Raw genomic sequence first — 20,044 nt, forward strand, 5'->3', positions numbered from 1 at the left:
TTCTTTTTGTTCTTTTGCTTGCCGGGCAGAATCTGACCACAGCGGTCATTCAGATCAAGGATTCCGAACATGATGAAGATTGACGGTGCGTGCTACTGCGGTGCGATCGCCTACGAGGCCGAGGTGCAGCCTGGCACCATCACGGTCTGCCACTGCGATGATTGCCAGGGCCACTCAGGCTCTGCCTTTCGGGCCAACATCGCGGCTCCTGCGTCCAGCTTTCGGCTGACCCGGGGCACGCCCCGCACCTACGTCAAGACTGCCGCCAGCGGCAACCAGCGCGCTCTGGCGTTCTGCGAGGTGTGCGGCAGCTCGCTCTATGCCTGCGCCGTGAGCGATCCCGCCACTTATTCACTGCGGATCGGCACGATCGAACAACGGCACGAGCTCGGCTCGCCGCAGCGGCAGATCTGGACATGTAGGCGACATGACTGGGTGGGGTTGCCGGAAGGCACGGCGTCGTTTGAGGAGCAGCCATAAATCCCAAATCAGTCTTTAACTTTATCCGCAAGTGGCCTTATTTAGGGACTTTCACTCTGCCGACCTCTCGACCATCGACGCGCACTACAAGGTGTGTTCCAGACCAAACAGCAGTGGGCTTGCTTTTCATCGACTTGATTTCCCCAAGATGGACGACCGTAAGTAATTGACAGTCGCCGCCGAGGGACCCGCATGCGTAGTACCACCCAACAGCTCTGATAATTCCGGAACCTTGCATACCGTAGAACGTGACAATTTGTCCCACCTCACCCTTCCGGACCGGGTTACTTTCTACTTCATAGCGCGGATAGGCCTGAGCAAACCATATTTTTGCTGCTTCCAAACTTGAAAATTCAGCGGGCTCCGTTTGAACCATCGCGGCAGACGCGGACAGCGTGAAAGCCGACACAATGAAGGTCCAAAGCCACCGCAGCTTCTTGGCTCCATAGGCTAAATTGGTCATATAAAGTGCTAAGCGAAGTTGGTCGAATGGTCGGGGAGGCCGCTATTGGCGTACAGCCATCATCGTATCAATGCTCGTATCCGGCGAAAGCGACGGCAGTCAATCTGGAAAGACCATTAAAGCAACACTGAATATGGTCAAGTTGATTTTCTTATGGTTGAGCACACATGCCTTGAGCCTGCAGCGGATGAAACTCCCAGCCGAAGAAAGGCGAGGCAAAAGCGAAGTATCAAAAAAAATTCCGGCCCACCCTCTGCAGGCAAAGCGTGCAGCGGGCGGGCCGGGTGGCAGGGGCAGGTCTAAGGGCTGTCTCGCAGCCCCTGAATCAAGGCGCCGGGTCCGTCACAAACCCGATCTTGCGCACGCCCGCCCGCTGTGCCGCCGCCATGGCCTGGGCCACGCGTTCGTAGCGCACTTCCTTGTCGCCGCGGATGTGCAGGTCGGGCTGGGGCTGTTTGGCAGCCTCGGCCTGCAGGCGGGGGAAGAGTTCTTCTTCCGTGACCTGCGTTTCGTTCCAGAAGTACTTGCCGTCAGCCGACACCGACAGGCGCACGGTCTCGGGCTTGACGTCCTCGGGCTGGTTGGTGGCGCGGGGCAGGTCCACGTTGACCGAGTGCTTCATCACCGGCACGGTGATGATGAAGATGATGAGCAGCACCAGCATGACGTCCACCAGGGGCGTCATGTTGATTTCGTTCATCACGTCATCGGCATCGTCTTGGGTTCCGAAGGCCATGGCTTACGCGCCTTTCTTGAGGGGCAGGACCTTGGCCTGTTCGCCGCCGGCGTTCACGCGGGCACCGGTCACGAAGTAGGCGTGCAGGTCGTGGGCAAAGCTGTTGAGGCCGCCCAGGATGGACTTGTTGCCGCGCACCAGGGCGTTGTAGCCCAGCACGGCGGGGATGGCCACGGCCAGGCCCAGGGCCGTCATGATCAGTGCTTCGCCGATGGGGCCGGCCACCTTGTCGATGGTGGACTGGCCCGACGTGCCAATGGCCACCAGTGCGTGGTAGATGCCCCAGACGGTGCCGAACAGGCCGATGAACGGGGCGGTGGAGCCGACCGAGGCCAGGATGGCCAGGCCCGACTGCAGGCGTGCGGTGAACTCGTCGATGCAGTTGCGCAGGCAGCGCGTGACCCAGTCGCTCACGTCCAGGCTGTCGTGCAGGTGGGCCTTGGTGTTGCGGTGGTGGGCGGTGGCTTCGCGGCCTTCCAGGGCCAGGTGGCGGAAGGGGTTGGTGTTGTCGCTGCCCAGCTTGGTCAGGCCTGCGGCAAAGTCCTCGCTGTGCCAGAAGTCCTGCGCAGCGCGGGTGTGCTTCTTGAACTTGATGATGTCCAGGGCCTTGATGAAGATGACGATCCACGAGGCCAGCGACATGGCCAGCAGGATGATGGCGACCGCGCGGGTGACGAAGTCACCCTGGATCCATACGTTGGCGATGCCGAATTGCGATTCCATGAAAAAACTCCCTGAAGCTGATCTAAAGCGTTGATTGACCGATTGACTGATTATTCGAGCACGAAGTTGACAGGGACCAGGTTCCACATGGTCTCGACCACACCGTTGCGTTTGCCGGGCACGAAGCGCCAGCGCATCACGGCTTCCTGCGCCTGCTTGTCCAGGCGGTCAAAGCCGCTGGACTTGTTGATCTCGACCTTCTGCGGCAAGCCGTCTGTGCCGATCAGTACGCGCAGCACGACCTTGCCCTGCTCGCCCATGCGCTTGCTGATGGCGGGGTAGCTGGGCTTGGGGTTGTTCAGATAGGCCGCGTCGCTCGACGGCAGCTCGATCTTGGGCGGGGCCGGCGGGGCTGGTGGGGCAGGCGGCGCCGGGGGCGCTACCGGGGCCTCGATGGGCGGGGCGGGCGGCTGGGGCGTGGTGATGCCGACAGGCGCGTTGGGCGCCGGAGTGGGGTCCGGGATGGCCACGGGCATGGGTGCCGGGCGCGGGGCCACCTTGGGGGCGGGGCGCGGTGGTGGCGGCGGGGCAGGCGGCGGCGGGGTGACCTTCGGGGGAGCCGGCGGGGCGATGAATTCGCTCAGCAGCTCTGCCGGCACGATGACTTCAGCCGCGCGGCGCAGCAAACCCGATTGCAGGGCCCAGATGCCCGCAACGTGCAGTGCAATGACGGAGCCCACGATCACGGTGTTGCGGCTGACACCCCCGGGAGGAGCGAAACGATCAGGGTGAGACATAAAAATGATAGCTGCTAGCGCTTGTGTACCAAGCGCTAGAGCTCTAAAAGACCTTTGTTATTTGCGAAAGATCCACCAGGCCGAGCCTGCGACGAGGATCAGACTGCCAGCGAGCGTTGAGAGGAGTTCCATGACTTGCTTTCCAAAATGGAGCTGGCAAGCTGGATCGTTTGCGGCGCTGCATCGTTGTGCAGTGCGGCCACCGGGTTCGATGCACTGCACTGCGCGACCACGTCGCGGGCGCAGCTTTCGCAGCATCCGCATTGGGTGGCGACGCCCAGCTCGAACTGGATCTCGTCAAAGCTCATTCCGGCACGTGCGTGGCGGGCGATCTCACGGTCCGATATCCGACGGCAAACACAGACGATCATGGCGGCAGGCAGTGTGGCTGGCTGTTGAAGGTGTCGCTATTATAAATAAGAATCTATCGCATTTGCAATAAACCATTTCTGCCAAGAGGGAGAAACCGGCGCAAAGGCGCGTCAATCGGGGCTGTCTGCAGCCAGCAAGGCCGGCGTGGCGTCCGCCAGCGTGGCGCAACCGGTCAGGGCCATGGCGATCTCCAGCTCGTCGCGCAGCATCCGCAGCACATGGGCGACGCCGGTGGCCCCGGCGTTGGCCAGCCCCCAGACGGCCGGGCGCCCCACCAGCACGGCGGACGCCCCCAGCGCCATCGCCTTGAGCACGTCGGTGCCGCGCCGGATGCCGCCATCGACCAGCACCGGCACGGCGCCGCCCACGGCCTGCACCACGCGCGGCAGGGCGGTGGCCGTGGCCGGGGCGGTGTCCAGTGTGCGGCCGCCGTGGTTGGACACGATGACGCCCGCAACGCCGGCCGCCACGGCTTGGCGCGCGTCGGCAGGGTGCAGCACGCCTTTGAGCAGCACGGGCAGCCGGGTGATGGACTGCAGCCACGCCACGTCGTCCCAGGTGGGGGCGTGGTGCAGCAGCCCGTCGAACATCGCGCTCTGGTCGGCGCCGAGGGCGGGGGCGGGCGGCGCCTGCATGCCCGCCAGGTTGACGGGCGCGGTGCCCGGCGGCAGGCGAAAGCCCGCCCGGCGCTCCCGGTCGCGGGCGCCGCTCGTGGGCGCGTCCACCGTGAGCACCAGGGCTTCGTACCCCGCGGCCTCGGCGCGCTGGACCAGGGCGCGGGTGAAGCCGCGGTCCGGCTGCAGGTACACCTGAAACCACAGTGGGCCGCGGCCGGGGTCGGGCAGCACCGCCTGGGCAATGGCCTCCAGCGGCATGCTCGCCTGGGTGCTCAGCACCACGCCGGCGCCGAGTGCCGCGGCCGCATAGGCCATCGCCACTTCGCCGTCGGCATGGGCCAGGCGCTGAAAGGCGACAGGTGCCAGCAGGATGGGGTGCGCCAGCGTGCGGCCCAGCAGCTCAACGCGGGTGTGCCCGCCAGCCAGCGGCCGCAGCACGCGGGGCCACAGGGGCAGTGCGTCCCACGCGCTGCGGTTGCTGCGCAGGCTGATCTCGTCGGCCGCGCCGCCGCTGAAGTAGGCCCAGGCGTTGTCGTCCAGGTGTTGCCGGGCCTGCTGCTCATGGTCGGCCAGGCTGGCGAGGCCGGGAGGGAGCTGTTGGCGTGCTGGGACGTGTGTCATGGCAATGAAAAAAGCACCTGCCGCGCATTCAGCAAGCGCGAGGTGCTATCAATAAATGAGCAAATTGGTTGGCATGGCCGCCGAGGGCTGGATGTGGGGCAAGACCTGGAGCCAGACCTGGGGCCAGGCCTGCGGCTGTAGCGGGTCTGCCAGGCGCCTGTCACACGTCGGCCCACATGCGCAGCAGGTTGTGGTACGTGCCCGACAGGGCGATGACCGACGGGTCGGTCTCGCCCACGCTCTGGCGCAGGCGCAGCAGGGCCATGTCCATGTCGAACAAGAGCTGGCGCTGCTCCAGCCCGCGCACCATGCTCTCGACCCAGAAGAAGCTGCTGATGCGGTGGCCGCGGGTGACCGGCGACACCTGGTGCACGGTGCTGCTGGGGTACAGGATCATGTCGCCGGCCGGCAGCTTGATGCGCTTGTCGCCCCAGGCTTCGGTGGCGACCAGTTCGCCGCCGTCGTATTCGTCCGGCTGCGTGAGGAACAGCGTGCACGACAGGTCGCTGCGCACCCAGGCGTTGTCTGCCTTGGAGTGCATGACGGCGCTGTCCACGTGGCGGCCATAGAAGTTGGCGCCGTCGCCGTAGCGGTTGAACAGCGGGTTGTAGATGCGCCGGGGCAGGGCGGCCGAAAAAAAGAGCGCATTGCGGGCCAGCGCGGCCTTGACGATGCCCTGCAGCTGGGCCGACAGCTCGCTGCCCTTGGCGAGCTGCTGGTTGTTTTTCTGGTGCACGGCCTGGCTGCCTGCGCTGCGGGCGCCGTCCACCCAGGGGGTGTCGGCCGCCCAGAGCGTTTGCCGGAACAGGGCCACCTCGTCGGCCGTCAGTACGTCTTTGATGTGCAGGAACATGGGGTCCGATTGTGACTCCGCCCCAATGAAGGGGCGGAGTCGTTTCGTCAGAACATCAACGCATCAACGTCGACATGTCGATGCATCAGCGCATCGAAGGTCAGAAGCGCGTCTTCAGCGACACCTGCACGGAACGTGCCGTGCCCGGCGTGTAGAAGCCGCGGTACAGGCCGTCCGCATAGGTGCGGTCGAACAGGTTGTTGACGTTGAGCTTGAGCGTCGTCTTGTCGTCGAACGCGTACTCGACCATGGCGTCCATCACCGCGAAGCCGCTGGCGTACACGGCACGCGAGCCTTCGGGGTTTTGCTTGCCGCGGTAGGTCACGCCCGCGCCCACGCGGATCTTGGAAGTGACGGCGTAGGTCGTCCACACGCTGCCGCTGTGCTTGGGCGTGAGGCCGGGGCGGTCGCCCTGCGCCTGGGCGCCACCGCCGTTGGCGGGCACCACCACATTGCTGTGGTCGATCTTGGCCGAGGGGATCCAGGTGTGGTTGGCGAACAGTTCCCACTGGGGCGTCAGGCGGCCGGCCAGGTTGAATTCCATGCCGGTGGCGTGGCGCTTGCCGGACAGCAGCTCTTGCTGGGCTGCGGTGTCGGGGTCGGTGTTGCGCTCGTTGTACTTCTGGCTGTAGAAGGCGGCCACACCCAGCAGGGCGCGGCGCTCGAACAGCTCGAACTTGCTGCCGATCTCGAAGTTGCGGCTCTTTTCGGGGTCGGTGTTGGCCGTGCGCGCCGTGGTCGTGCCGGGGTTGCCGAACTGGTAGGTGTCGCCCGAGGTGTTGTACGAAGTGCCGTACGACACGTAGTACGAGGTCAGCTCGGTGGGCTGGAACAGCAGGCCCACGCGGGGGCTGACCAGGCTGTCGGAGCGGGAGTTGCTCAGCGCGCCGGTGGCGTTCTTGTACGAAGCCTTGAAGTTGTCGTAGCGCAGGCCGCCCACCAGCTTCAGGGTGTCGTTGATCGCGACGGTGTCCTGGAAGTACAGGCCCAGGTTGCGCGACGTGAAGGTGTTCCACTGCACCGGGGCGCGGCCGTCGGCCACCCAGGCGCCGTCATTGGGCGAGCCCACGGTGGTGTTGGGGCGCGGCGTGGTGTTGGCGTAGTTCTGGTTGCGCTTGGCATCGTCGTCGTAGTAGTCGACGCCGGCCAGCACCGTGTGCTTGCGGCCGCCCCAGTTGAAGGTGTTGTTGTAGTCGCTCTGCACCTGCAGGACATCGCTTTCGCCCAGGCGGCCCTTGGAGCCGCGGGTCAGCACGGTGTTGCCGTTGATCTGGCCCAGGGTGATGTTGCCGTTCTGAAAGCCGATGGTGCTGGCCAGCAGGTCGCGCTCGTACTGGCCGTAGCGCAGGCGGGTGGTCAGCTCGCCGTTGTCGTCGAAACGGTGGATGTGGCCTAGCGTGACGTACTGCGACGAGGTGTTGTTGTGGTCGCTGGCCAGGCCGTAGTAGTTGCGGGCTTCGAGCGGCGTGTTGATCTTGCCGTCGACCACGCGCCAGGGGTGGTTGTAGAGCGGGCGGCCCTTGGATTCGAGGTAGTACAGCCCGATCGAGAACTCGTCGCGCGTGCCGATGCCCCAGGCGAAGGTGGGCGCAATGCCGCGCTTGTCCTGCTTGGCGCCGTAGTTGTCGTACTCCTGCACCATGGCGTTCAGGCGGAAGGCCGCGTTCTCGCCGGTCTTCCAGTTGAAGTCGCCCGTGGCGCGGTGGAACTGGCCGGTGCCGAAGGTGTAGCTGGCTTCGTGCTGGTCGATCAGCAGCTGGTACTTGTTGACCTGGTTGACGATGCCGCCGGTCGAGCCCTTGCCGAACAGCATGGAGGCCGAGCCCTTGAGCACTTCGATGCGGTCGTTGTTGAACGTGTCGCGCTCGATCAGCGGAGCGTCCTTCATGCCGTCCACATAGATGTCACCGGCCAGGCCCAGCGAGAAGCCGCGCATGCGCACGTCCTCTTCGCCCGTTTCGCCCGACTGGAAGGTCACGCCCGCCGTGGTGCGCAGCACCTCGCGGAAGTCGTCCTGGTTGCGGTCGTTCATCAGCTTTTCGGTGAACACCGTCACGGACTGGGGGATGTCCTTGATGTCCTGGTTGCCCTTGCCGACGGTGGTCTTCTTGAGCAGCAGGGTGTCCTTGCCTTGCACTTCGGCCGCTTCCTGCACCGTCACGGTGGACATCGTGGCTTCCGGTGTGCCGGACTGGGCCATGGCGCCCATGGAGGCGGCCAGCATCAGGGCGCCCAGGGGCAGCAGCGCCAAATCGGAAGATGCGCCGGCGGGGGCGGAAACAGGGGATGCGGTTTGACGCAGCGCGGTGCTGCGGCGCTGAGCGCGTGATTTAGCCAAGATGGACTCCGTCGATGGGGGATGTGCAGGTCGGCGCCCGATGTGCGCCGCAAGCGAGTCGGATGCAATGACGCTTGTGAGAAAAACTTCACAAAGTCATGCTTCGTCGTGCATCTTTATGTTACATCGAATGAGGGTCATTCTCATTTGCATTGACGTCTGCACGCCACACTTTGGCGGGGTCCCAACGAAAAAAAGCCGGCAGGGCCGGCTTTTTCTCAGGGCGCGGAGCGCTTCTTACTTGACGTGCTTGCCGATCAGGCCAGCCAGTTCGAACATCGACACCTGGGGCTTGCCGAACAGCTCCTTGAGCTTGGCGTCGGCGTTAATGTTGCGCTTGTTGGTGGCGTCCTGCAGGTTGTTGGCCTTGATGTAGACCCACAGCTTGCTGATGATCTCCGTGCGTGGCAGCGGTGCCGAGCCGACCACGGCAGCCAGCGCGGGGCTGGGCGTGAGGGCCTTCATGAAGGCTGCGTTGGGCGTGCGCTTCTTGGCGGGGGCGGCGGTCTTGGTGGCGGGAGCCTTCTTGGCCGCAGGGGCTGTTTTTGCCGGAGCTTTTTTTGCAGTTGCCATGTTGGGTTTTCCTAGTTGGACGTCAATCTTCACCAGCGAAAGCAAGGCTGTCCCACTGGCAGGCCGATGCTACTGGGAAAAAAACGCGTTTCCAAGGGAGAAACCGCTTTTTTTGCCTCGATTTGTAGCTGTGGTGCCCTCTGGCGGCTGGAAAGTCGGTGCTTTGGCCCGCCTTTCTGGTCCTGCAGGGTGTGCAGCGCGCATTTTGGGCGGCCCGCGGCTGACATTTCGGGTGGCGTCGGGTGCGCTTGGAAGCGCATTCTTTGGCCACCCGCGAGCCCCGCCCAGCGTTGGCTGCGCAACAATGGCCATCCGTGCGCAGGCCAGGCCGCCGCGCTGCCGGCGGCAGGCTTCCAGCCAGCGCTCAACTCTGTTTCACCCCCCTTAACGACATGAAAGGTCTCTGCCCATGACGACAGCTTCTGCCGCCGCCTTCAGCACCTGCGATTTCTGCGACGTCCACAAAGCCGACACCAGCGGCGCCTTTCGGGTGCTCCCGCCTGCGTTCCAGGCCTTCGGCGGCGTGGCGCATTTCAGTGGGCCGGTGAGCACCGTCAAATGCCACGAGGACAACACGCAGGTCAAGGCCGCTGTCGAATCGCCGGGAGAAGGGCGGGTGCTGGTGGTCGACGGCGGCGGCTCGCTGCGCCGTGCGCTGGTGGGCGGCAACCTGGCGGCGGCTGCGGCGCGCAACGGCTGGGCCGGGCTGGTGGTGGACGGCTGCGTGCGCGATGTCGCCGAGCTGAACGCAGCGGCCGTGGGCATCCGCGCGCTGGCGCTCATCCCGCTGCCCACCGAGCGGCGCGGGGAGGGCCAGCGTGACGTGCCGGTGCAGGTGCAGGGCGTGTGGGTGCGCCCGGGCGACTGGCTGTATGCCGACGCCGACGGCATCGTCGTCAGCGCCACGGCCCTGCACGCCTGACCCCCTTACCGGCTGGCCGACCGACCCGCCGACCTCCTGGCCGCGTCAGCCGCGGCGGCCCAGCCGCAAGGCCGCCCGTGAGGGCAGCGTGGCCAGCAGCACGCTGGCGAGCGCAATCACAAACGCCACCAGTTGCAGGCCTGTGAGCGATTCGCCCAGCGCCAGCACGCCCACCAGGGCGGCGCTGACCGGCAGCAGCACCGAGAACACCCCGCCTTGTGCGGCGGGCACGGCCTTGAGACCGGTCATCCACAGCCACACTGTCCACATGCACGCGGCCAGCGCATAGAACACCAGCAGCGCCCAGGTGCTCCAGCCGACGGCCCCGAAGTCAAAACCCAGCGCCACGTACAGGCCTGCCGGTGTGGTCAGCACAAAGCCCCACAGGTTGATGAGCGAGGTGATGCGCTTGGGCCCCAGGCTGCCCGTGAGCTTCTTGCCGATGACGGTGTATGCGGCCTCGCACAGTACCGCGCCCACCAGCAGCAACTGGCCCAGCCACACCAGGTTGTGGCTGTTTTTGCCGTCTACCGCTTGCCCAGCATGCGCTGCCAGCTCTGGTTTTGATAGCGCGAACAGCGCAATACCGAACACCGCACACACCACCGCCGCCCAGGTGCGCGGCGCCACGCGCTCTTTCAGGAAGGCCCAGCCCATCACGGCCACCGCGGCCGGAATGGCCGCCAGCGTCACGCCGGCAGAGATCGCATCGGTCAGGGTCACCCCGTACAGCATGCAGATGGTGAACATGAAGTTGCCCAGAAAGGATTCCAGGAACAACAGGCGCTTGGTTTGCGGGGTGAGCGGGGGCTCGTTGGCCGGCTTGCGCAGCCAGTGCACCATGGCAAGGCCGCCGATGCCGAACCGCATCCAGGCCAGCAGAAACACCGGCAGCACCGCAGCCAGCGGTTTGGACAGCGCCACGTAGCTGCCCACCAACGCCATGCTCAGGGCCAGGCACAGGTAGGCGAAGGGGCGGCTGGGAGTGGTCACTAAACTGCGGGCTGTTCAACAAAAAATGAGTGCGCATCATGCCCGACGAAACCAGCCCCCTTCCGCCGTCCCGCTGGGTTTTTGTGTACGGCACCCTGCGCCAGGGCTGCAGCAACGACATCACGCGCCTGGAGCCGCCGCCCCTGTTCGTGGGGCGGGGGCGCATCGCCGGCATCCTGTACCACCTGGGCGCCTACCCGGGCGTCACGCTCGGTGGGGCGGAATGGGTGCATGGCGAGGTCTACGCCATCGAGCCCGCGCTCGAAGACGTGCTGGACGAGATCGAGTCGCTGGGTGAGAACCCCACGGACGAATACATCAAGCGCGAGATCGACGTCGAAGTGAATGGTGAGCCGTTGCCCTGCCTGGTGTACGAGATCAACCCCCGCTTCGTGCTGTCGGCCGCGCGCGTTCCGGAAGGGGATTGGGTGAAGTTCTTGTGACAGCCTGGTGGGCGCAAGGGGAGGAGAAGGGGCACGGAGGGGTAGGGTGAGCCCAGGTGATGCAAAGGCTGACACACAGTATCTCTACGATCAGTCAACGAGGCAATCCAATTTTGCGATACGGAATTTTGATTCCACATGGCAAAACGCGATAGATGTTGCATTGCCGCAATTTTTCTCGATATGAGAAATCAATTTCTGTATTGAGAAATTGCGTGTTTAAGCTGTTGTTTTGCAAGGAAAAAATTTATCTCTTGTATAAGACATAAGAGCTTGCTCAAGTCTTATAGAAGACTTAAAGTTGTCTCCAAGGGCGGCACCAGCAGCCCGGCGTTTTCAACCAACCTTCGGAGTGATCCCCATGCCCCAATCCCTCAACGAACAACTGAGCCGCGAACAGCAAATTGCCGCCCTGGAAAAAGACTGGGCCCAGAACCCCCGCTGGAAGGGTGTGAAGCGCGGCTACTCCGCTGCCGACGTGGTGCGCCTGCGCGGCTCGCTGCCCATCGAGCACACGCTGGCCAAGCGCGGCGCTGAAAAGCTGTGGGACAAGATCAACGGCGGCGCCAAGAAGGGCTACGTGAACGCGTTCGGCGCCATCTCGGCCGGCCAGGCCATGCAGCAGGCCAAGGCAGGCCTCGAAGCCGTGTACCTGTCGGGCTGGCAAGTGGCCGCTGACGGCAACACCTCCGAGACCATGTACCCCGACCAGTCGCTGTACGCCTACGACTCGGTGCCGACCATGGTTCGCCGCATCAACAACACCTTCAAGCGCGCTGACGAAATCCAGTGGGGCCGCGGCATCAACCCCGGCGACAAGGAATTCATCGACTACTTCCTGCCCATCGTGGCCGACGCGGAAGCCGGTTTCGGCGGCGTGCTGAACGCCTTCGAACTCATGAAGAACATGATCCAGTCGGGCGCTGCAGGCGTTCACTTCGAAGACCAGCTGGCCGCAGTCAAGAAGTGCGGCCACATGGGTGGCAAGGTGCTGGTGCCCACGCAGGAAGCCTGCGAGAAGCTGATCTCCGCCCGTTTTGCCGCTGACGTGATGGGCGTGTCCACCATCGTGCTGGCCCGCACCGACGCGGAAGCCGCCAACCTGATCACGTCCGACCACGACGCCAACGACAAGCCCTTCCTGACCGGCGAGCGCACGCAAGAAGGCTTCTACCGCGTGAAGAACGGCCTGGAGCAAGCCATCAGCCGCGGCGTGGCCTATGCCCCCTACGCCGACCTGGTGTGGTGCGAAACCGGCGTGCCGGACATCGGCTTCGCCCGTGAATTCGCCCAGGCCGTGCACGCCGCCTGCCCCGGCAAGCTGCTGTCGTACAACTGCTCGCCATCGTTCAACTGGAAGAAGAACCTCAACGACAGCCAGATCGCGTCGTTCCAGGAAGACCTGTCGGCCCTGGGCTACAAGTACCAGTTCATCACGCTGGCCGGCATCCACATCAACTGGTTCAACACGTTCCAGTTCGCCCACGCCTACGCCAACGGCGAAGGCATGAAGCACTACGTGAACATGGTGCAAGAGCCGGAATTCGCCGCACGCGACAAGGGCTACACCTTCGTGTCGCACCAGCAGGAAGTGGGCGCAGGCTACTTCGACGACGTGACCACGGTGATCCAAGGTGGTTCGTCCAGCGTGAAGGCCCTGACGGGTTCGACCGAGGAAGAGCAGTTCCACTGATCAGCGGGGTGGACGGGGGTCTTGCGCCGCCGCGGTGTGGCGCAAAACCCATCAAAACCCGCCAGTCTGTGAAGCCCGGAGCACCCGCTTCGGGCTTTTTGCTTTGCGCAGGGTTAAAATGGCGGGAAATTCACTGCACAAGAGCGAGAAAGGCAATCTGGTTATGACACCGCGAACTACATCGGAGATGTCGACCGGCCGTTAAGGCTGGCTGTTCGCGCCTGCACGAGATTGCACACCCCTCCAAAAGCGCGGACCTGTTCCGCGCTTTTTTGTTTTTGGGCTTGGCGCGTGCCCGCACCCACCCTCACACCTTTTCGTACTGATTCCAAAGAAAGAGCAGTCGTCCCATGATTCACATCACCCTTCCCGATGGTTCGCAGCGCGAGTTTCCCGGCCCGGTCACGGTCGCTGAAGTGGCCGCGTCGATTGGCACCGGCCTGGCCAAGGCCGCCCTGGCCGGCAAGATCCCTGCCGAAGGTGGTGAAGGCTTCAAGGTCGTGGACACCAGCTACCAGATCACGGCCGACAGCCCGCTGTCCATCGTGACGGCCAAGGATGCCGACGGGCTGGACGTGATCCGCCACTCCACCGCCCACTTGCTGGCCTACGCCGTCAAGGACCTGTTTCCGGAAGCCCAGGTGACCATCGGCCCGGTGATCGAGAACGGTTTCTTCTACGACTTTGCGTACAAGCGCCCCTTCACGCCCGAAGACCTGGTCGCCATCGAAAAGCGCATGACCGAGCTGGCCGCCAAGGACGAGCCCGTGTCGCGCCGCGTACTGCCGCGCGACGAGGCGGTGGCGTACTTCAAGGGCCTGGGCGAGAACTACAAGGCCGAGATCATCGCCAGCATCCCCAGCAACGAGGATGTGAGCCTGTACCGCGAAGGCGCGTTCGAAGACCTGTGCCGCGGCCCCCACGTGCCCAGCACCGGCAAGCTCAAGTTCTTCAAGCTGATGAAGGTGGCTGGCGCCTACTGGCGTGGCGACCACCGCAACGAGATGCTCCAGCGCATCTATGGCACGGCCTGGGCCACGAAGGACGAGCTGCAGCAGTACCTCACCATGCTGGAGGAGGCCGAAAAGCGCGACCACCGCAAGCTGGGCCGCGAACTCGACCTGTTCCACATGGACGAGCACTCGCCCGGCACCGTGTTCTGGCACCCCAAGGGCTGGGCGTTGTGGCAGGAGGTGGAGCAGTACATGCGCCGCGTGTACCGCAACAACGGCTACCAGGAGGTCAAGGGCCCGCAGATCCTGGACAAGCAGCTGTGGGAGAAGACCGGCCACTGGGACAAGTACCACGAGAACATGTTCACGACCGAGTCGGAAAAGCGCGAGTACGCGCTCAAGCCGATGAACTGCCCCGGCCACATCCTGATCTACAAGCAGGGCATCAAGAGCTACCGCGACCTGCCGCTGCGGTACGGCGAATTCGGTGCCTGCCACCGCAACGAGCCCACCGGCGGCCTGCACGGCATCATGCGCGTGCGCGGCTTCACGCAGGACGACGGCCACATCTTCTGCACCGAAGAGCAGGTGCTGGAAGAGTGCGCCAACTACACGGCGCTGGTGCAGAAGGTCTACAAGGACTTCGGCTTCACCAACATCATCTACAAGGTGGCCACCCGGCCGGCCGCGCGCATCGGCACCGATGAGTCGTGGGACCGCGCCGAAAAGGCGCTGATGGACGGCTTGCGCCATTCGGGCTGCGAGTTCGAGATCGCCGAAGGCGAGGGCGCCTTCTACGGCCCCAAGATCGAATACACGCTGAAAGACGCGCTGGGCCGCCAGTGGCAATGCGGCACGATGCAGATCGACCCCAACCTGCCCGAGCGCCTGGACGCCGAATACGTGGCCGAAGACGGCACCCGCAAGCGCCCGCTGATGCTGCACCGCGCCACCGTGGGCAGCATGGAGCGTTTCATCGGCATGCTGATCGAACACTACGCCGGCGCCTTCCCTCTGTGGCTGGCTCCGGTGCAGGTGGCGGTGCTCAATATCACCGACGCGCAGGCCGACTACTGTCGCGAAATTGCAGCAAAGCTTGAAAAAGCGCTGCCGAATCAAGACCTTAGGGTGGCGGTAGATCTGCGCAACGAGAAGATTACGTATAAAATACGGGAGCATTCGTTGCAAAAGCTGCCGTACATCCTCGTCGCGGGCGACAAGGAAAAGGCCGCAGGCGCCGTCGCAGTGCGCGCCCGGGGCAATCGTGACCTCGGAGTGATGTCCATTGAAGCGTTCGCTGAGTTGATCGCCCAGGACATCGCCACCAAAGCCTGAGTTTGATTCAAAACATGCTTTGTCGCATGCCAGCTGCGCGGTTGTAGCTACATTTTTTGTAGTAATTTGATTGAAGGAAGATAGCCATCGCTACTGAATTTCGTGATCGTCGCCACCGTGAAGAGCGCAAGCACCGCCTGAACCGTGAAATCATGGCCCCGGAAGTCCGTCTGTCCGGGCCAGAGAACGAGCCTTTGGGCGTGGTCAGCCTCATGGAAGCCCTGCGCATGGCAGGCGAGCTGGATGTGGATCTGGTGGAAATCGCTGCCACAGCGAATCCGCCGGTGTGCCGCCTGATGGACTACGGCAAGTTCAAGTACCAGGAGCAAAAGCGCGCTGCCGAGGCCAAGGCCAAGCAGACGGTCATCGAGATCAAGGAAGTCAAATTCCGTCCCGGTACGGACGATGGCGACTACAACATCAAGATGCGCAACATCCGCCGCTTCCTGGCAGAGGGTGACAAATGCAAGATCACGCTGCGTTTTCGCGGCCGTGAAATCACGCACCAGGAACTGGGGCTGGCACTGCTCAACCGCATTCGCGATGAGCTGGCCGATTCCATCGTCATCGAGCAGTTTCCCAAGCTGGAAGGCCGCCAGATGATCATGATGATCGCACCAGGCAAGAAAAAGCCTGCACCGGTCAAGCCCGCTGCCGAAGGCACGCCTTCGGGCAGCGCCGCCTGAGGCGGCGAAGCCGCCGCCGCAGCAGCAGAGACAAAGAGACAGAATTTGCCAGGCTTGCTCCGCAAGGGGTACGCCGGGCAATAGGCAGCGTTCACGCGCTGCCATGCAGCTGGTGCAAACCGGCTGAAAAAGTGGCTCGGGGCCAACAAGTTTGCAGATCGGTTTGCAAACGCCTCGCGAGCACAATGAAAAAGGAGCATTCACATGCCCAAAATGAAGACCAAGAGCAGCGCGAAAAAACGTTTCCGCGTTCGTCCCGGTGGCACCGTCAAGCGCGGTCAAGCCTTCAAGCGTCACATCTTGACCAAGAAGACCACCAAGAACAAGCGCCAGTTGCGTGGTGCAGTGGCTGTGCATGAGACCAATATGGGTCACATCGCGCAAATGCTGCCCGGCATGGGCGTTTAATTAACGACGAACAAGGAGTACATACATGCCTCGCGTCAAACGTGGTGTAACGGCCCGTGCCCGTCACAAGAAAGTTCTCGCCCTTGCCAAGGGTTTCCGTGGCCGCCGCGGTAATGTCTACCGTATCGCCAAACAGGCGGTAATGAAGGCTGGGCAATATGCCTACCGTGACCGCCGCAATAAGAAGCGCGTGTTCCGCCAGCTGTGGATCGCCCGTATCAACGCCGCTTCGCGCGAACTGGGCCTGACCTACAGCCAGTTCACCAACGGCCTGAAGAAGGCATCCATCGAGATCGACCGCAAGATGCTGGCCGACCTCGCAGTGCACGACAAGGCTGCCTTTGGCAGCATCGTAAGCCAAGTCAAGGCCAAGCTGGCTGCTTGAGTTCACGATGGGCGGCTATCTTTTTGATAGCTGCCTGCGCAATAACAACAAGGGCTAGGGCTTGAAAGAGCGCTAGCCCTTGTTCATTTTCAAGAGTCGATATGAACGAGTTGGATTCCCTGGTCGAAAGCGCGACGCAACTGTTTGCCCAAAGCGCCACCCCTGCTGATCTGGAAAACGCCAAGGCGCAGTTTCTGGGCAAGTCGGGTCGCGTGACCGAGCTCATGAAGGGCATGGCGCAGCTGTCCGTCGAGGAAAAGAAATCCCGCGGCGCCGCCATCAACGTTGCCAAGCAGGCCATCGAAGCCGCTCTCACGGCACGGCGCCAGGCGCTGGCCGATGCCGAGCTGCAGGTGCAGCTCAAGGCCGAAGCGCTGGACGTGAGCCTGCCGGGCCGCCAGCGCGGACAGGGCGGGCTGCACCCGGTGTCGCTCACGCTCGAGCGCATCGAGGGCATCTTCGGCTCCATGGGGTTCGACGTGGCCCAGGGCCCCGAGATCGAGACCGACTGGTTCAACTTCACCGCACTGAACACGCCGGAAGACCACCCTGCGCGCTCCATGCACGACACCTTCTACGTGGAGGGCGGCACTGACACCGCCCCCAACCTGCTGCGCACCCACACCAGCCCCATGCAGATCCGCCACGCGGTGCAGCATGTGAAAAAGCACCGTGCACTGCTGGATGCCGGCCAGGCCATGCCCGAGATCCGCGTGATCGCGCCCGGCCGCACCTACCGCGTGGACAGCGACGCCACGCACTCGCCCATGTTCCACCAGTGCGAAGGCCTGTGGATCGGCGAGAACGTGAGCTTCAAGGACCTGAAGGTCATCTTCACGGCGTTCTGCCGCACCTTCTTCGAAAGCGACGACCTGGTGTTGCGCTTTCGCCCGAGCTTCTTCCCCTTCACCGAGCCCAGCGCCGAGATCGACATCCAGTTCCAGACCGGCCCGCTGGCCGGCCGCTGGCTGGAAGTGGCGGGCTCCGGCCAGGTGCACCCGAACGTGGTGCGCAACATGGGCCTCGATCCGGAAAAGTACATCGGCTTTGCCTTCGGCATGGGCCCCGACCGCCTGACCATGCTGCGCTACGGCGTGAACGACCTGCGCTTGTTCTTTGACGGCGACATCCGCTTCCTGTCGCAGTTCCAGTAAAGCCCGCCGATTGAGTGACGCACGCGCGCATGAACGCCCGGCGGCAGCGCGCCGATCCTTTAGAACAAGAGTCCGACTATGCAATTTCCTGAATCCTGGTTGCGCGAATTCTGCAACCCACCCCTCACGACGGCCGAGCTGGCCGAGACGCTGACCATGGCCGGCCTGGAGGTGGAAGAGCTGCGCCCCGTGGCGCCTCCCTTCACCAAGATCGTGGTGGGCGAGATCAAAGAAGCCGTGCAGCACCCTGATGCCGACCGCCTGCGCGTCTGCCAGGTGGATGTGGGGCAGGGCGCCTTGCTGAACATCGTGTGCGGTGCGCCCAACGCCCGCGTGGGCATCAAGGTGCCTTGCGCGCTGGTGGGCGCCGAACTGCCGCCTGGCGACGACGGCAAGCCGTTCCTCATCAAGGTCGGCAAGCTGCGCGGCGTGGAGAGCCAGGGCATGCTGTGCTCGGCCCGCGAACTCAAGCTGTCCGAGGACCATGGCGGTCTGCTCGAGCTCGATGCCGCAGCGCCCGTGGGCCAGGACATCCGCACCCATCTGAACCTGGACGACACGCTGTTCACGCTCAAGCTCACGCCCAACCTTGCGCACTGCCTCAGCGTGTACGGCATTGCGCGCGAAGTGTCGGCCCTTACTGGCGTGCCGCTGCAGCAGCCTTTGTTCCCTGCCGCGGCTGCAAAGCTGTCCGACAAGCTCGCCGTCAAGGTGAGCGCGCCCGACCTGTGCGGCCGCTTCTCCGGCCGCATCGTGCGCAATGTGAACACGCGCGCCGCCACGCCCCAGTGGATGCTGGACCGCCTGGCGCGCTGCGGCCAGCGCGGCGTGTCGCCGCTGGTGGACATCTCCAACTACGTGATGTTCGAACTGGGCCGGCCGTCGCACATTTTCGACCTGGACAAGATCCACGGCGGCCTGGACGTGCGCTGGGGCAGGCCGGGCGAGCAGCTCAAGCTGCTCAACGGCAACACCATCACCGTGGACGACAAGGTCGGCGTGATCGCTGACGAGCAGCAGGTCGAGTCGCTCGCCGGCATCATGGGCGGCGACGCCACCGCCGTGTCCGACGACACGAAGCACATCTACATCGAGGCCGCCTTCTGGTGGCCCAAGGCCGTGGCCGGGCGCTCGCGCCGCTTCAACTTCTCCACCGATGCCGGCCACCGCTTCGAACGCGGCGTGGACCCGAGCCTCACGGTCGAGCACATCGAGCGCATCACCCAGCTGGTCATCGATATCTGCGGCACCCCGGACACCGCCTGCGGCCCCATGGACGACCAGTCCGTGAACCTGCCGGTGCCCCAGCCCGTCACGCTGCGCGTGGCGCGCGCTTCCAAGGTCATCGGCATGCCCCTGACCCAGGCGCAGTGCGCCGACGTGCTGGCCCGCCTGGGCCTGCCGGTGGTGCAGGGCGAAGGCACGCTCACCGTCACGCCGCCCGCGTACCGCTTCGACATCACCATCGAAGAAGACCTGATCGAAGAAGTGGCGCGCATGGTGGGCTACAACAACCTGCCCACCACGCCGCCCCTGGCGCCCATCACGCCCAAGCTGCCGGCCGAGGCCACGCGCAGCCCATTTGCCGTGCGCCGCTCGCTGGCCGGGCTGGGTTACCAGGAGACCATCAACTTCAGCTTTGTCGAAGAGCGCTGGGAGCATGAGCTGGCCGCGAACGCGCAGCCCATCAAGCTGCTCAACCCCATCGCCAGCCAGATGAGCGTGATGCGCTCGACGCTGCTGGGTTCGCTGCTGCAGGTGCTGAAGTTCAACCTGGACCGCAAGGCCCAGCGCGTGCGCGTGTTCGAACTGGGCCGCGTGTTCCTGCGCGACGCCACGGTGCGCAACACGGACACCACCGTCGAAGGCTTCAACCAGCCCATGCGCGTGTCCGGTCTGGCCTACGGCCCGAACGACGCGCTGCAGTGGGGCCGCAAGGAACAGGCCATCGACTTCTTCGACGTGAAGGGCGACGTGGAGGCCTTGCTGGCCCCGCTGCAGGCCAGCTTCGAGCCCGCCACGCACCCTGCCATGCACCCCGGCCGCTGCGCACGCGTGCTGGTGGACGGCCGCGCCATCGGCTTCGTGGGCGAGCTGCACCCGCAGTGGCGCCAGTCCTGGGACCTGCCGCTGGCTCCGGTGATGTTCGAGCTCGAACTCGACGCCGTGCTGCAGCGCGTGGTGCCGCAGTTCAAGGCCGTGGCCAAGCACCAGGCCGTGGAGCGCGATCTGGCCGTGGTGGTGGCCGAGCGAGTCACGCACGGCGACATCATGTCGGCGGTGCAGCAGGCCGTGCCTGGCGGCATGTTGCGCTCGGCCGTTCTGTTCGACGTGTACCGTCCCAAGCCCGTGCGTGCGGGTGAAGAGGCGCCCACCGGTGGTCTTGCCCAAGGTGAAAAGAGCCTGGCCGTGCGCCTGACCCTGGCGCGGGACGAGGCCACGCTGACCGAAGCGGAGATCGAGACGGCTGTGCAGGCTGTGGTTGCCCAGCTGGTGCAGCGCACGGGTGCGCGCCTGCGTGTTTGATGACAACGAAATTGCCCAAGAGGGGAGTGATGC

At 64.2% G+C, this 20,044-nt stretch carries 20 protein-coding genes; 10 read left to right on the forward strand and 10 right to left on the reverse strand.

Going from position 1 to position 20,044, the window contains the following annotated elements; genetic code table 11:
- Positions 1–69 precede the first annotated feature (69 nt).
- Positions 70–480, forward strand: coding sequence for a GFA family protein (locus tag ACSQ3D_RS18040; RefSeq protein WP_436127815.1), 411 nt, complete (start codon positions 70–72; stop codon positions 478–480).
- A gap of 37 nt (positions 481–517) precedes the next feature.
- Here the strand turns inward: ACSQ3D_RS18040 and ACSQ3D_RS18045 are convergent, their stop codons facing one another.
- From ACSQ3D_RS18045 to ACSQ3D_RS18085, 9 genes are all read right to left on the reverse strand, one after another.
- Positions 518–943: a hypothetical protein gene (locus ACSQ3D_RS18045; RefSeq protein WP_436127816.1), complete on the reverse strand. Its 426-nt coding sequence runs from the start codon at positions 941–943 to the stop codon at positions 518–520.
- Positions 944–1,268: 325 nt separating this feature from the next.
- Positions 1,269–1,679, reverse strand: coding sequence for an ExbD/TolR family protein (locus ACSQ3D_RS18050; protein WP_056171957.1), 411 nt, complete (start codon positions 1,677–1,679; stop codon positions 1,269–1,271).
- A gap of 3 nt (positions 1,680–1,682) precedes the next feature.
- Positions 1,683–2,402 carry a MotA/TolQ/ExbB proton channel family protein gene (locus ACSQ3D_RS18055; protein ID WP_056171955.1) on the reverse strand — a complete coding sequence of 240 codons (720 nt, stop codon included), beginning with the start codon at positions 2,400–2,402 and terminating at the stop codon, positions 1,683–1,685.
- A gap of 50 nt (positions 2,403–2,452) precedes the next feature.
- Positions 2,453–3,139 carry an energy transducer TonB gene (locus tag ACSQ3D_RS18060; RefSeq protein WP_436127817.1) on the reverse strand — a complete coding sequence of 229 codons (687 nt, stop codon included), beginning with the start codon at positions 3,137–3,139 and terminating at the stop codon, positions 2,453–2,455.
- A 98-nt stretch (positions 3,140–3,237) separates the two neighbouring features.
- Positions 3,238–3,510: a (2Fe-2S)-binding protein gene (locus ACSQ3D_RS18065; RefSeq protein ID WP_056171951.1), complete on the reverse strand. Its 273-nt coding sequence runs from the start codon at positions 3,508–3,510 to the stop codon at positions 3,238–3,240.
- A 111-nt stretch (positions 3,511–3,621) separates the two neighbouring features.
- A complete protein-coding gene (locus ACSQ3D_RS18070) occupies positions 3,622–4,749 on the reverse strand; it encodes an alpha-hydroxy acid oxidase (RefSeq protein WP_436127818.1) in 1,128 nt (375 codons plus the stop codon).
- A 160-nt stretch (positions 4,750–4,909) separates the two neighbouring features.
- On the reverse strand, positions 4,910–5,602 hold the full coding sequence (locus tag ACSQ3D_RS18075) for a Fe2+-dependent dioxygenase (RefSeq protein WP_436127819.1): 693 nt from the start codon (positions 5,600–5,602) through the stop codon (positions 4,910–4,912).
- A 100-nt stretch (positions 5,603–5,702) separates the two neighbouring features.
- A complete protein-coding gene (locus tag ACSQ3D_RS18080; RefSeq protein ID WP_436127924.1) occupies positions 5,703–7,826 on the reverse strand; it encodes a TonB-dependent receptor in 2,124 nt (707 codons plus the stop codon).
- Between the two features lie 351 nt (positions 7,827–8,177).
- A complete protein-coding gene (locus ACSQ3D_RS18085) occupies positions 8,178–8,513 on the reverse strand; it encodes an SWIB/MDM2 domain-containing protein (protein ID WP_056171946.1) in 336 nt (111 codons plus the stop codon).
- A gap of 409 nt (positions 8,514–8,922) precedes the next feature.
- Between ACSQ3D_RS18085 and rraA the strand changes: the two genes are divergently transcribed.
- On the forward strand, positions 8,923–9,435 hold the full coding sequence (rraA, locus tag ACSQ3D_RS18090) for a ribonuclease E activity regulator RraA (protein WP_056171945.1): 513 nt from the start codon (positions 8,923–8,925) through the stop codon (positions 9,433–9,435).
- 45 nt (positions 9,436–9,480) lie between these two features.
- Here rraA and ACSQ3D_RS18095 read toward each other — a convergent pair whose 3' ends face one another.
- A complete protein-coding gene (locus ACSQ3D_RS18095) occupies positions 9,481–10,428 on the reverse strand; it encodes a DMT family transporter (protein WP_436127820.1) in 948 nt (315 codons plus the stop codon).
- Between the two features lie 38 nt (positions 10,429–10,466).
- On the opposite strand from ACSQ3D_RS18095, the gene ACSQ3D_RS18100 reads away from it, so the two are divergent.
- From ACSQ3D_RS18100 to pheT, 8 genes are all read left to right on the forward strand, one after another.
- The gene (locus tag ACSQ3D_RS18100; RefSeq protein WP_436127821.1) at positions 10,467–10,871 is read left to right on the forward strand and encodes a gamma-glutamylcyclotransferase family protein; all 405 of its coding nucleotides are present in this window, start codon (positions 10,467–10,469) and stop codon (positions 10,869–10,871) included.
- A gap of 361 nt (positions 10,872–11,232) precedes the next feature.
- Positions 11,233–12,564 carry an isocitrate lyase gene (aceA, locus tag ACSQ3D_RS18105; RefSeq protein WP_056171944.1) on the forward strand — a complete coding sequence of 444 codons (1,332 nt, stop codon included), beginning with the start codon at positions 11,233–11,235 and terminating at the stop codon, positions 12,562–12,564.
- 350 nt (positions 12,565–12,914) lie between these two features.
- Positions 12,915–14,852 (forward strand): threonine--tRNA ligase, encoded by a 1,938-nt coding sequence (gene thrS / locus ACSQ3D_RS18110; RefSeq protein ID WP_436127822.1) that lies wholly within the window; start codon positions 12,915–12,917, stop codon positions 14,850–14,852.
- An 80-nt stretch (positions 14,853–14,932) separates the two neighbouring features.
- The gene (gene infC / locus ACSQ3D_RS18115; RefSeq protein WP_082485817.1) at positions 14,933–15,538 is read left to right on the forward strand and encodes a translation initiation factor IF-3; all 606 of its coding nucleotides are present in this window, start codon (positions 14,933–14,935) and stop codon (positions 15,536–15,538) included.
- Between the two features lie 204 nt (positions 15,539–15,742).
- Complete coding sequence (gene rpmI / locus ACSQ3D_RS18120) at positions 15,743–15,946, forward strand: 50S ribosomal protein L35 (RefSeq protein ID WP_056413729.1); 204 nt, start codon at positions 15,743–15,745, stop codon at positions 15,944–15,946.
- 25 nt (positions 15,947–15,971) lie between these two features.
- Positions 15,972–16,331 carry a 50S ribosomal protein L20 gene (gene rplT / locus ACSQ3D_RS18125; RefSeq protein ID WP_056171937.1) on the forward strand — a complete coding sequence of 120 codons (360 nt, stop codon included), beginning with the start codon at positions 15,972–15,974 and terminating at the stop codon, positions 16,329–16,331.
- Between the two features lie 101 nt (positions 16,332–16,432).
- Entirely contained in the window at positions 16,433–17,485 is a 1,053-nt protein-coding gene (gene pheS, locus ACSQ3D_RS18130) for a phenylalanine--tRNA ligase subunit alpha (RefSeq protein WP_056413726.1), read from the forward strand.
- A gap of 78 nt (positions 17,486–17,563) precedes the next feature.
- Positions 17,564–20,011 carry a phenylalanine--tRNA ligase subunit beta gene (pheT, locus tag ACSQ3D_RS18135; protein ID WP_436127823.1) on the forward strand — a complete coding sequence of 816 codons (2,448 nt, stop codon included), beginning with the start codon at positions 17,564–17,566 and terminating at the stop codon, positions 20,009–20,011.
- Positions 20,012–20,044: the final 33 nt, after the last annotated feature.

This window comes from Acidovorax sp. LjRoot117 (assembly GCF_964252695.1).
Lineage (GTDB): Bacteria > Pseudomonadota > Gammaproteobacteria > Burkholderiales > Burkholderiaceae_C > Acidovorax.